Annotated in this window: 9 protein-coding genes; 5 read left to right on the top strand and 4 right to left on the bottom strand. The window is 64.3% G+C overall.

Features of this window, described 5'->3' with window-relative positions:
• Positions 1 to 3: 3 nt before the first annotated feature.
• The 3 genes from Pan44_RS12060 to Pan44_RS12070 all read left to right on the top strand — a co-directional run bounded on the left by Pan44_RS12060 (position 4) and on the right by Pan44_RS12070 (position 6247).
• The gene (locus tag Pan44_RS12060; RefSeq protein ID WP_145030296.1) at positions 4 to 2460 is read left to right on the top strand and encodes a hypothetical protein; all 2457 of its coding nucleotides are present in this window, start codon (positions 4 to 6) and stop codon (positions 2458 to 2460) included.
• Positions 2457 to 4808: a phospholipid carrier-dependent glycosyltransferase gene (locus Pan44_RS12065; RefSeq protein ID WP_145030297.1), complete on the top strand. Its 2352-nt coding sequence runs from the start codon at positions 2457 to 2459 to the stop codon at positions 4806 to 4808. Before Pan44_RS12060 ends, Pan44_RS12065 begins: the two co-directional genes overlap by 4 nt.
• An 83-nt stretch (positions 4809 to 4891) precedes the next feature.
• Positions 4892 to 6247, top strand: coding sequence for a sulfatase-like hydrolase/transferase (locus tag Pan44_RS12070; RefSeq protein ID WP_145030298.1), 1356 nt, complete (start codon positions 4892 to 4894; stop codon positions 6245 to 6247).
• A 70-nt stretch (positions 6248 to 6317) separates the two neighbouring features.
• Here Pan44_RS12070 and accB read toward each other — a convergent pair whose 3' ends face one another.
• From accB to Pan44_RS12090, 4 genes are all read right to left on the bottom strand, one after another.
• The gene (gene accB, locus Pan44_RS12075) at positions 6318 to 6809 is read right to left on the bottom strand and encodes an acetyl-CoA carboxylase biotin carboxyl carrier protein (protein WP_145030299.1); all 492 of its coding nucleotides are present in this window, start codon (positions 6807 to 6809) and stop codon (positions 6318 to 6320) included.
• 48 nt (positions 6810 to 6857) lie between these two features.
• Complete coding sequence (locus Pan44_RS12080; protein ID WP_145030300.1) at positions 6858 to 7964, bottom strand: M24 family metallopeptidase; 1107 nt, start codon at positions 7962 to 7964, stop codon at positions 6858 to 6860.
• Between the two features lie 113 nt (positions 7965 to 8077).
• Positions 8078 to 9571, bottom strand: a complete 1494-nt coding sequence (locus Pan44_RS12085) for a transglutaminase-like domain-containing protein (protein WP_145030301.1) — start codon at positions 9569 to 9571, stop codon at positions 8078 to 8080.
• Positions 9572 to 9685: 114 nt separating this feature from the next.
• Positions 9686 to 9997, bottom strand: a complete 312-nt coding sequence (locus Pan44_RS12090) for a EutN/CcmL family microcompartment protein (RefSeq protein WP_145030302.1) — start codon at positions 9995 to 9997, stop codon at positions 9686 to 9688.
• A 210-nt stretch (positions 9998 to 10207) separates the two neighbouring features.
• On the opposite strand from Pan44_RS12090, the gene Pan44_RS12095 reads away from it, so the two are divergent.
• Together Pan44_RS12095 and Pan44_RS12100 are read left to right on the top strand one after the other, a co-directional pair.
• On the top strand, positions 10208 to 11293 hold the full coding sequence (locus Pan44_RS12095; protein WP_145030303.1) for an XdhC family protein: 1086 nt from the start codon (positions 10208 to 10210) through the stop codon (positions 11291 to 11293).
• 58 nt (positions 11294 to 11351) lie between these two features.
• A complete protein-coding gene (locus Pan44_RS12100) occupies positions 11352 to 12092 on the top strand; it encodes an NTP transferase domain-containing protein (protein ID WP_145030304.1) in 741 nt (246 codons plus the stop codon).
• Positions 12093 to 12120: the final 28 nt, after the last annotated feature.

The raw sequence follows: 12120 nt of genomic DNA on the forward strand, positions 1-12120 counted from the left end.
TCCGTGCCCGCCCCCACCGAAATCACCCGTCAGCTCGACTCCGCGCTTTCGCAACTGCGCGCGCAGGTGCGGCGCTACGTCGTTCTGGAAGGGCTGGCCCTTGTCGTGGCCGTCATCGGTCTTGGCTTCTGGCTCGGCTACTTCGCGGACGAACTCCATTTCGGGGCAAGACGACTCGAACTTCCAAAATGGATTCGGCTTGCCTTCACAATTGTCGTCGCCGGCGTCGCCGCGACGGTCTTTTTCACCTGGGTGGTCGGCCGGTTGTGGACACGTTTCGGCCGGAAGATGCTGGCAATCGTTCTCGAACGGCGATTCCCGCAGCTGGGCGATCGCCTGATCACGGCCGTGGAGCTTCAGGCGTCCCCCCGCGTACATGAATCCCCCCTGTCCGAGCTGATGTGGCAGCGGACCGCCTCCCAGGCGGCCGAGGCGCTGAAGGGGGTGAATCTGAACGATGTCTTCAACCCCCGCCCGCTGAAGAGAGCCCTGGTGGTGGCCGGCGTCCTGCTCGCCTCGATCGCCGTGATGGGAACCGCCAACGCTGCCGGTGTTCAGCGGTGGTTCAACGCCTTCATCCTCGGTCGCGACGACTACTGGGAGCCATATCGCAAAAGCGCGATGTCGGTTCGCGTCATCGCCGAGCCGGGTAAGCGCGTGCGCGAGTTCGACGCGGACGGTATCTATCGCCATCCGCGCGGGGTCGATCTCACGATCGAGGCCGAATCGGCCGAGGGAAAGGTTTCTCCCGAACGGGCGACGTTGAGCTTTCGTTCCTTCGGAACCTCGGGAGTCGCCCGGGGCTCCGCGCCGATGTCGCGGGGCGGCGATCGCACTTTTCGCACAACCCTGTCACGCGTCATCGACGACCACGAGCTGTGGGTGACCGCCGGCGACTACGTCAATCGCCACCCGTTCCGCATCCAGATCGTGGAGCCGCCGCGGATCGACCGCATCGAGCTCCATTGCGACTACCCGGGCTACACCGGACTCGATGCGGTGGAAGACAGGCCGGTCCTCGTTCAGTCGCTGCAGACGTCGCTGCCGATGGAGACGGCCTTCGAGCTCCGCGCCACTGCCAATAAGCCTCTTGTCGCGGCCGTCATCCGCTGCGAGCAGTTCGAGCTCCGCTTTCGGAGAAACTCGCCCGGCGGATCGTCAGACGAGCACCGGCCTGTCCTGATCGTTCGCGACGCGGCTGACGGCACGGCCCGCACAGTCCAGCTCGGCGGAACGGATCACTGGTTCGCCGAGGATGGACTGACCTTCCGCGCTCCGATGAAGGTCTCCCTCAAGGGGGTGGAAGAACTGGCGTCGCTCACAGAGGGAGCTCTGCCGCCGATCCCCATCCCGCCCGTCGCTCCGCTCCAGATTCTGCTGGAGGATGAGGACGACGTCTTCAGCACCGAGCCCACCAGTCTCACCATCACCGGCGTGGCCGATCTCGACCCCGTCGTCGATGTCCGGCTCTCTGGGGTCAGCAACGTCGTCACCCGCCTCGCCGAGCTGCCGGTTCGAGGCCGCATCACCGACGACTACGGGGTTCGCAAGGCCGAGTTCGGCTACGAGATCCTTCCCGACCCGGCCGACGCGGCCGAGGGAGTGAAGGCGGCTGCCCTCAAGCTCGTTCCGCTCAAGCTGCAACCGGCCAACCAGCGCGAATTCGCTGTCGGCCCTGAGGGGGCCGGGGAGCGATTCTCTCTGACGCCTCTCGAGCTTCGCGACGGCCAGCGTCTGCAGCTTTCGGTCTACGCCGAAGACGGCGACGACCGGAACGGCCCCCACCGGGCCCGCGGCGAAGTGTTCACGCTTCGCGTCGTGCCGGGCGAAGAACTCCTGTCGCGGCTGTACGAAAAGGAACTCAATCTCCGCCAGCGGTTCGAGCAGATCATCACCGAGACCAAACGCGTCCGCGACGACCTCAAACAGCATGAGGACCGCGCCGCCGAGTGGAAGGGGGCCAAGGCCGCCGGCGAGGAGGAGAAATCCAGTTCCCTCTACAACGCCATCGACGCCTCCGCTCGCCGCAGCCTGCACCAGGTGCGAACGAATCAGACAGAATCACGGGCGATTGAAGTCGCGTTCGGTGAAATCCGCGAGGAGATGGTCAACAACCGCGTCGACACCCCCGCGCTGCTCGATCGCATCGACCGCGGTGTTGTCGCCCCGCTGCACACGATCAACGAGTCCGACTATCCCGATCTCGACGGTCTCCTGGCGCTCTTCGCCCTCGCCACCGAACGAAACGAAGATCCCTCCGCCCGCATCGCTCCCGCCCGCGAGGCCGTCGAACGGCTGATCGCCCGGATGGAGCAGGTTCTGTCTGAGATGCAGCGTCGCGGAAACGTCAACGAGATCATCCAGCAGCTCCAGAACATCATCGAGCGTCAAGAGAAGCTGCGCGACGCCACCGAGCAGCGCAAACTCGACGAGCTCTTCGAGGATATTGGCAAGCCGTGAGCGCGCCTGGCACCGAACACTCGCGCACCCGGTTGCCGGCCGGCCTCGCGATCATCGCCGCGGCCTGGTTCATCGGCTTCACGCTTTATTTCTTCTCACGGGGACTTCCGAACAACTCCCCCTGGACCCGGCCCGACCTGTGGACCCAGTCCCCCTGGCTGATCCTCGACAGCCTCCTTCCCCCCGTTGCCGAGCCGGGCCAGTCGCTCCCCGATTCGTCCGGCTGGAGGTTTCTCCCCCAACGATTCGGGAAGATGTGCTGGGCAGGATTCGTTCTGCTCGGCGCCTGGCATCTCGGCTCGCTGATTCTTCGACTTCTCGTCCCGCGGACGTCCCGCCGGCAAACCGGAGAGACCCATGTCGCCGATCCCCGGCCCGAGCCCATCGGAACAATTCCGCGCGGGCTGATGTTTGCGCTCGCCGGCCTCGCCGGGTTGTCCGCCTGGACGTTGATCGTTCTGGGTTTCGGTCTTGCCGGCGTGCTCTGTCGCTGGATCTTCGGCGGGTTGCTCATCGCGTTCGTGGTGATCGAACAGGTTCTTGAGCGCCGCTCTCCCGGCAGGGCGCGAATCGCCACCCGGGAGACGTGGGATTCCACACTCGACGCGACGCCTCGGCTGGCCGTCATCTGCCTCGCGGCCATGACGCCCTTCCTTCTCGCGATGATCCTTGGCTCGCTCCTGCCGTCGACGGACTTCGACGTGAAGGCCTACCACCTTGTCGGCCCGAAGGAGTGGTTCCAGGCCGGTCGGATCACGTTCCTGCCGCACAACGTCTACACCAGCTTTCCGTTCCTTACGGAGATGCTCCTCCTCTCGACGATGGTCCTCTCCGGCGACTGGTGGACAGGCGCCATCGCGGGGCAACTCGTGCTCGCCGCCTTCGGGCCGCTGGCCGCCATCGTCGTCTTCCAGCTCGCAGCCCGTTTCAGCCGGACCGCCGGCTGGCTCGCCGCGTTCATCTACATGTCGACTCCCTGGGTCGTCCGCATTTCGATCATTGCCTACGTCGAGGGAGCGCTGGCCGCCTACCTCGCGGCATCGCTTGCGGCATTCCTCGTCTCCCGCGACCACAACGAACAGTGCCTCCGCTGGACGGCCGTCTGCGGCCTCTTCGCGGGCAGCGCCGCCAGCTGCAAATATCCGGGCGTCATTTCGGCCCTCATTCCGTTCGGCCTCGCCGTCGTCTGGGAAGGCTGGCGTTCGGGAACGGGCCAGCGGATGAAAGCCGCGGTCCTCGGCGGCCTCGTCTTCTCCGCCGCCGGACTCGCCGCCTTCGGCCCCTGGCTCCTCAAGAACGTCATCCAGACCGGCAATCCCGTCTACCCGCTCCTGTGGGGCCTCTTTGGAGGGCAGGGCTTCGATGAACGACTCAACGCGAAGTTCAAGGCCGGCCATGCCCTGCCGATCGATGTCCTCAAGAACCCGCTCGCCTGGATTCCCGACCTCTGGCGACACATGACCGACGTCGCCGTCGGCAGCGACTGGCAAAGCCCGCTCATCTTCGGCCTCGCCCCGTTTGCGATCCTCCTCTGGTGGACGCTCCGCCGCAGCAACACCGAAAAGCAGCGGACGACCGACCTCGCCGTCATCCTGCTTGATGCCGTCTGGCTGTTCCTCACCTGGTGGGCCCTCACGCACCGCATCGACCGCTTCTGGGTCCCGATGCTCCCCATCCTGGCCGTGCTCTCCGGAATCGTACTGCGTTCGATCCTCGATCGCCGCTCACGCATCCTCCCGTTCGTGATACTCATCACCCTTGCCGCTACAACCTGGTACCACCTCGCCTTCATCGCCAGCCCGTTCATCGGATTCAGCGGCTACCTGATGAACGAGGTCGTCGCTCGCCGTGTCGCCGAAGCGGCGTCCGCCCCCGGGATGACCATCATCAACTCGCTTCCGGACGACTCGAAAACGCTCCTCATCGGCGAGGCCCAGGTCTTCGAGGCCCGCCGCCCCGTCCTCTACAGCACCGTCTTCAACCACAACGTCTTCGAACAGCTCTTCGCCGCCGGGGACGGAGAATCCATGAAGCCGCCGGCCGAATTGAAGCAGGCTCTCGAGGACCACGGCATCACCCATATCCTTGTCAACTGGAACGAAGTCCTCCGTTACAGGACGACCTACGGCTACACGGACTTCGTCACCCCCGATCACGTTGACGAACTCCGGAAACTCGGCCTCGTCCAGCCGGAAGACCTCCCGCAAACAGTGAAGGCCGCCGTGGAGCTTGCCACACAGGGCGACTCCACGAAGCACCAGCTCTCCACCTGGGGCAAAGGCCTCGTGCGAACGAGCCCCGACGGAGACTGGTTCCCCGCCTACCAGCTCTGGCGCGTCGTCGACTGATCGCTTCGCATGCCGACCAGGAACTCGCGCGGTACCATCCGCACGTCTCGCGACTTTCCTGTCCCTTCGCTCCGGAGACTTCAATGCGAGTCCTGCTGTTCGCTCTCGCGGCTCTCGCCGCCCTGGCCAATGTGTCCGCCGCGGCCGACAAACCCAACTTCCTCATCATCTACGCCGACGACCTGGGCTGGGGCGAAACCAGCATCCAGGGCTGCAAAGACATCCAGACGCCTCACATCGACTCGATCGCAAAAAACGGCATTCGTTTCACCCAGGGCTACGTCGCTGCGACGTATTGCAGCCCCTCGCGGGCCGGCCTGATGACCGGCCGCTACCCCACCCGCTTCGGCCACGAGTTCAACAGCACCGCCCGAAAGACCGGGCTCGATCTCAAGGAAACCACGGCCGCCGATCGCCTCAGATCGCTTGGCTACGCGACCGCGTGCGTCGGCAAATGGCACCTCGGCGAAGCCCCGGAATATCTGCCGATGAAACAGGGCTTCGACGAGTTCTATGGAACGGTCAAGAACACGGCGTTCTTCAAGCCGAAAGAGTTTGTCGATTCCCGCGTTTCGAACGACGTGCATCCTGTGACGGACGAATCGTTCTACACGACCGACGCCTACGCCCAACGCTCCGCCGACTGGATCGGCAAGCAGAAAGGGAAGCCCTGGTTCCTGTACCTGCCGTTCAATGCCCAGCATGCCCCGCTGCAGGCGACCGAGGAACACCTGGCCAAAGTGAAGAACATCACGGATGAGAAGCGAAAGACCTTCGCCGCGATGATGATCGCCATGGATGACGCCGTCGGCAAAGTCCTCGCGAAGATCCGTGAGAACGGCGAAGAAGAGAACACGCTGATCTTCTTCATCGGCGACAACGGGGGCCCGACGCAGGGCACGACCTCCCAGAACGGCGGCCTCCGTGGCTTCAAGATGACGACGTTCGAAGGCGGCCCGCGCGTTCCGTTCTTCGCCCAGTGGAAAGGCCACTGGCCCGCCGGCAAAGTCGAAGACCGCCCTGTCATGAATCTGGACGTCCTCCCGACCATGATCGCCGCCGCCGGCGGCAAGGTGGACCCGAGCTGGAAGATCGACGGCGTCGATCTCACTCCATATGTCACCGGCAAGAACTCCGCCCGGCCGCATGAGACGATGTACTGGCGCTACGGCGCCCAGTGGGGCATTCGTCACGGAGATATGAAGCTCGTCGTCTCCCGCGGCGGCAGCGGCCAGCCGGAACTGTACGACCTGACGAAGGATGTCGCCGAATCAAAGGATCTGGCCTCCGCCCAGCCGGAGACGGTGGCCCAGTTACAGAAGTTGTGGGATGCGTGGAGCGCCCAGCAGGCGCCGCCAAGTGCACCGGATGAACAGGCGGAAACGCTGCAGCCGAAACCGAAAAAAAATGCCCGCCGGGCACGCAAGAAGGCCGCCTGAAGTCAGGTCGTCCGAACACAAAAAAGCCCAGCGGGCGCTCCCGCTGGGCTTCAATTTTTCGGTCCCACGCTTATTCCTTGATCAGGAACAGCGGCTGGCCGAAGTCGACGGGGTCGCCGTCCTTCACCAGGCACTTCACGATCGTTCCGGACATCTTCGCCGGGATCTGGTTGAAGACTTTCATCGCCTCGATGATGCAGACCACCGATTCCGACTTCACGCGGTCGCCCGCTTTGACGAACGGAGGTTCGCCAGGCTGGGCGGCGGAATAGAACGTGCCCACCGTCGGGCTCTTGATCGCCGGCAGGTTCTCTTCGCTCGCGGGGGCGGCGGCAGCGGGCGCCGCCGGGGCGCTGGCGGCGGCGGGAGCCGGCGCGGCGTGGACGGCCGGAGCCGCCATCTGCACCGGAATCATTTCGCCGCCCAGTCCGCGCCGGAGAATCACGCGGTCGCTTCCCTTCTGCAGCTTCACCTCATTGAGGTCGAACTTATCCATGAGCTCAACGAGCTTCTGGAGGTTGTCGAGATCAAAGGGGCCTCCCGAGGCGGCTTCACGCGGCATATCCACGTCCTGTACTTTTCTTTTGGAACGCTTGCGGAGCGGCCGCCGTCAGGCGATCTGTGCCGACTCCCAATCGCTGGGTAGCGCGCGGGACAGAACCTCGCAGCCGTCCGGTGTCACGAGAACGTCGTCCTCGATCCGGACTCCGAATTGGCCGCGAATGTAGATTGCTGGTTCCACGGTGACAACCATGTTCGCCTCAAGGACATGCGGAAAATTCGGCGCCAGACGCGGCTGCTCGTGGATCTCCAGCCCGAACCCGTGTCCCAGCCCATGCCCCAGTTCACCGTACCCCGCCTCGGCGATCACCTTTCGGGCGATCGCATCCACGGCTTTTCCGGCAACGCCCGGCCGGATCGCCGCGATGGCCTGCCGCTGGGCCTCCAGGACGACCTCATACACCCGCTCCATTTCGCTGCCCGGACGCCCCGTGAAAAACGTCCGGGTCAGGTCCGAGCGGTAGCAGGAATGGGTCTCGGCCCCCCAGTCGACCAGTATCAACGGCGATTCTCCGATGAGCCGGTCGCCCGCGTGATAATGTGGCATGGCCGCCCGATCGCCGACGGCAATGATCGGGGCGAAGGCGAATCCCGCCGCGCCGGAGCAGCGCATCGTGGCCTCCAGCTCCCAGGCGCACTCCCGCTCCGTCCGCCCGCTCGTCAGTCGCGGCTTGAGGGCGTTGATGCCCTCGATCGCGAGATCGACCGCCCGCCGAATCTCCGCGATCTCATCCGCATCCTTGACCGCTCTCAGCCCTTCCACGAGGCCTTCCACCGGCACGAGCGTCGCCTGAGCCGCCTGTTCCTTGAACAGCGTATAGAGTGCGAACGACGTGGAATGCGGGTCGAATCCGAACTTCTTTCCGCCAGCCTTCGCAAGCGCCTGGGCCGCAGCGAGAGGGAGAGTCAGGTCGGGCGGCCGGATGAACGAATCGACCCCCGGGCATTCTTCCGCCAGCTGCGTTTCATACCGCCGATCGCTGATCAGGAGAGGACGGCCCTGGTCGAGCAGCAGGTACGTCGAGTCGCCCGTGAAGCCTGTGAGATACCGGACGTTGATCTCGGACGTCACCAGCATCGCCGACAGTCCGGCCCGTTCGAGAACCTGCTGCAATCGCTCTCTTCGTTCCGCCGGTCGGTTCGAGTCGTTCGTCACGTTTGGATGCTCCCTCCAATCCGCCTTCCAGCTCAATAGCCCGGCTGCTACTCGAGCATGTCATGCGGGTCTCCCTCAGGAGAGCCGGACATTCATCCGCGAAGCCGGGCGTCTCACTCCACGCTCAGCACTTCCAGCTTCGTCTTACCCAGCAGGTGAATGATCGGCACGAACGCCGCGACGGGGGCCGCCGAGTTCTCCGAAAGATCCGCATCGGCGATTTTGATGTGCCCCACTCCGATCCCTCCCTTGCCGAGCGTCGCATCGAGCGGAACCCACTGACCGTTCAGGTAAGCCTCCGTCCACATGTGCCCCCCAAGTCCCTCGAGCGAATCGGCGTAGACGAAGCCGATCACGACCCGGGCCGGAATCTTGTTGGACCGCAGCAGCGCCGCGAGCAACACCGCGTGCTCCGTGCAGTCGCCGGCCAAGTCGCGGGCGACCTCGCTCGCTGTTGCCAGCGCGGTCGAGAAGTTCTTGTTCTTCAGACGCGTCGCCACGAATTTTTCGAGGGCGACTGCTGTCTCCACCGGGTCCATCTTCCCGGCCGCCCCTTCCGCGGCCAGTTTCCTGACGTTCGGATCCTCCAGGTCGAGGAATCGCGAACTCGACAGGTAATCGGAGGCTGGCTGGGGTTCGTCTCCCTTCGTCCCCGGCTTGATGGCCTGCACTGTCAGTTCGATCTCGGTGTCGCTCAGCGACTTGATTTTCTGCGTCGGACCGGCCGGAATCGCCTCGGCCGCGTTGCCGTCGATCGTCACCTTGTAGACGCCCTTCGTCGCGTTGTGCGCGTTCTTGATCAGACCCGTCTTGATGACGGTGTCCATGCCCAGGTCGAGGCCCTCGCCCGAGATGGCTTTGAGCGCCTCCTCCTTCGAAACCGTGTAGGTCGTCATGTCCAGGAGGTTGGTCGATGTTTTGACCGTCTCCCCCTGGTCATCGACGTACGACGTGATCTTCAACCCGGGAACCATCGAATGCGTCGTCAGCACCTTGTCGCATTCGACTTCGGAGCCGTCGAGGAGTTTTATCTTCTCCTTCCCCGCGTGCTTGAGTGTGATCGTCGCGACCTTGCTCATCTGCGGGTCGTACATCCGGAACTGTCGTGACTCGCCCGCCTTCAGCGGTTCCACCTCGAGTGCCCGGTCGATCCACGCAGGCGATTTCACCGTCGAATCCCAGGCTTCGGTCGTGACCTTCGGCCGGCCTGCCGACATCGTCGTCATCGTGAGCTGGTCGCCCTTGATCCGACCTTCCGATTCGACCTTGCTCGTGGGCGGGTTGTCGATCGACAGCTTGAAGGACAGCATGTTCCCTTCGCTGTCTTCTTCCGAGCTCTGGACGACCGACATCCGCAGGGAGAATCCGAACCGGGTGATCGTCATCTGGTTCAGGTTGTCGCAGACGATGATCTGCTTCCCGTCCCGCTCGATCGTCTGCACGGTGATGTGGGCGAATCCAACACGCTGCTTGCCGATGAAGATCGCCTGCCACGATTCCTTCTTCTCACCGGAAGGCTTCTTCGGCGTCTGGGCGCTCGCGGGCGTCCTCGACGAGGCCAGGATCAGCAGGAAAGCAATCAGCGACAGCAGGACGCGGCGTGACATCGGCAGGCTCGACGGAGGACCGGATCGACGGGATACCCCATCATAGCCTCGCGCCGTCGACGGAGCGCACTGCGGATCGCCCCGAAAGCGTCAAGCCGCGCCGGCTCTCGTGTCTTACTGCCCCATCTTGAACACGGCCGCCCCGCCGACGTTCACCTGGTCGACGATCCCGATGATCGTCGCATCCACTGGCAGCTTCTTGGTCTGCTCGGTGAATCGGGCGCTCGATCCCTGGACGATCAGCACCGTCTCCCCTTCGCCCGCACCGACGGTATCCACGCAGATGAAGGTCCGCCCCGTTCCGATCAGTTCGGCGCGGGTCTTGTCGTTGAGCCGCAGCGGTTCCACGACGATCAGCTTCTGGCCGACCATCGCGTCGACCTTCTGCGTCGAGACTACACTCCCGGTGACTTTGGCAAGAAACATGGAAAGACTCGCTGGGGAACGTGCTGCGGCCGTGTTGTAGTTCAAAACCCCGGGGCTGGCGATATGGACTGGCGACAGCTCCCGCTGTCGCGGACCGATCCGGTCCCCATCACGGAGAAAACGTGGATCGGCAGTGTTCCAAATCGGGTGGAATCGGCAATCATCGACGGTGTGGATCTCCGACCGGGGAATCCAGTACGGGATCGATTTATGCGTGACGTGTTCGCCGCCCTCTGCAATGCCGCCAACGCCGGCCGGCCGTGCCTGTTCACGGCACTCGTTGAAACCCGCGGATCGACACCCCAGAAGGCCGGCGCCGCCATGCTCGTCTTTGCCGACGGCGCGCAGATCGGCACACTGGGCGGGGGGTGTGTCGAAGCCGAAGTCAAACGCCGTGCCCTCGAACGCATCACCGTCGGGGGGCCTGAATTGATGACCTTCCAGCTCGACAGCGACTACGGCTGGGACGACGGGCTGATCTGCGGCGGTCGCATGAAGATGCTCGTCGACGCCATCCGCCCCGGCAACGACCTGTCCTATTACCGGGCCTGCAGCGAACGAGCCACGGCCGGCCAGGGCTTCACCCAGGCGGTCATCCTCGAGGACCATCCCGATGCGCCGCCGGGAAGCCAGTTCCTGTTCGACGTCGCAGGAAGCCTGCTCGCGTCGCGTCCCGCCGGGCTGCCTCCGGAAAGCGTCGGCGAGAACCTCAGGTCGATTTCCTCCCGTCCCCGCCCCTATGTCGTCTCCGGGGTGACCTATCTCCCGTCGCTTCCTCGTTGCCGCCTGATCATCGTCGGGGCCGGGCATGTGGGCCAGAAGACGGCCGAACTCGCGGCCGATGTCGATTTCGACGTCTGGGTCATTGATGACCGTGAGGAATACTGTTCGCCGGAGCGGTTTCCCCGCGCGCAGCAGCTCATCGCCGGGCCGATCGGCAGAGAGCTGAAAGCGCTCGAAACGACTCCGGACGATTTCCTCGTGATCGTCACCCGGGGACACAACCACGATGAAGAGGCGCTTTACCGGCTGATTGGCAAGCCCTTCAGATACCTGGGGATGATCGGCAGCCGCCGCAAGATCCGCATGATCTTCGATGACCTTCGGAAGGAAGGCGTCTCCCCATCGGCTCTGGAGCGAGTTCACGCGCCGCTCGGGTTCGATATCGGATCGCAGACCGTGCCGGAAATCGCAGTGAGTATCGTGTCCCAGCTCATTGCAGTCCGGAACCGCGGCGAATCCGTCTCGACGGTTCACGCCCTGCGTGACACAGTGCGGGCTGCCAGCGGAACCTAGCCCGCAATTTCCCTCCTGCCGCCCCCCCGCGGCCGATGCCATTCGAAAGGATCTCGAAATGTCTCCCGTGGCCGTCATTCTCGCCGCCGGCAAGAGCAAGCGGATGCAGTCGGACACCCCGAAAGTGCTGCACGAGGCCTGCGGCCGGCCAATGGTCGAGTATGTTCTCGACGCCGCCCGGGCAGCGGGCTGCGGAAAGCTCGTCGTCGTTGTGGGCCACAAGGCCGAAGTCGTCCGCGCCGCCCTGGAGCACCATCCCGACGTGGAGTTCGCGCTCCAGTCGGAACAACTCGGAACGGGCCACGCTGTGATGATGGCCAGGGATCTGCTGAAGGATCACACCGGTTCCGTCCTCGTCCTCACCGGCGACACGCCGCTCCTGCGGGCGGCGTCCCTGAAAGGCCTGCTCGATGAGCAGGCCGCCCATCACGCCGCTTGTGTTGTCGGAACGGCGAAGACGCAGCAGAACGAAGGTCTCGGCCGGATCGTTCGCAACGCGTCGGACGAATTCCTGAGGATCGTCGAACACAAGGACGCCTCCCCTGAGGAACGCGCCATCACCGAGATCAACACGGGTTGCTTCGCATTCGACGGGCCGGCGCTGTTCGAGGCTCTCGACAAGGTCCGGCCCAACAACTCGCAGGCCGAATACTATCTGACCGATTGCGCCGAGATCCTGAAGCAGTCGGGCAGGGCCGTCCGGGCCGCCTGCCTGTTCGACATCGTGGAAGCGATGGGAGTCAACACGCAGGAGCAGCTGGCGGAAGTCGAGCGGGTGATGCGCTCCCATATGGGCTGAAGGCCGCCGTCGGGTCGAGGAAAGCCCG

The sequence above is a fragment of the Caulifigura coniformis genome (assembly GCF_007745175.1).
Taxonomy (GTDB): domain Bacteria; phylum Planctomycetota; class Planctomycetia; order Planctomycetales; family Planctomycetaceae; genus Caulifigura; species Caulifigura coniformis.

Coding starts and splice junctions, on each gene's coding strand:
- Pan44_RS12090 (WP_145030302.1), bottom strand. CDS start 9,997: ATGTTTCTTGCCAAAGTCACCGGGAGTGTAGTCTCGACGCAGAAGGTC.
- Pan44_RS12085 (WP_145030301.1), bottom strand. CDS start 9,571: ATGTCACGCCGCGTCCTGCTGTCGCTGATTGCTTTCCTGCTGATCCTG.
- accB (WP_145030299.1), bottom strand. CDS start 6,809: ATGCCGCGTGAAGCCGCCTCGGGAGGCCCCTTTGATCTCGACAACCTC.
- Pan44_RS12095 (WP_145030303.1), top strand. CDS start 10,208: ATGCGTGACGTGTTCGCCGCCCTCTGCAATGCCGCCAACGCCGGCCGG.
- Pan44_RS12100 (WP_145030304.1), top strand. CDS start 11,352: ATGTCTCCCGTGGCCGTCATTCTCGCCGCCGGCAAGAGCAAGCGGATG.
- Pan44_RS12070 (WP_145030298.1), top strand. CDS start 4,892: ATGCGAGTCCTGCTGTTCGCTCTCGCGGCTCTCGCCGCCCTGGCCAAT.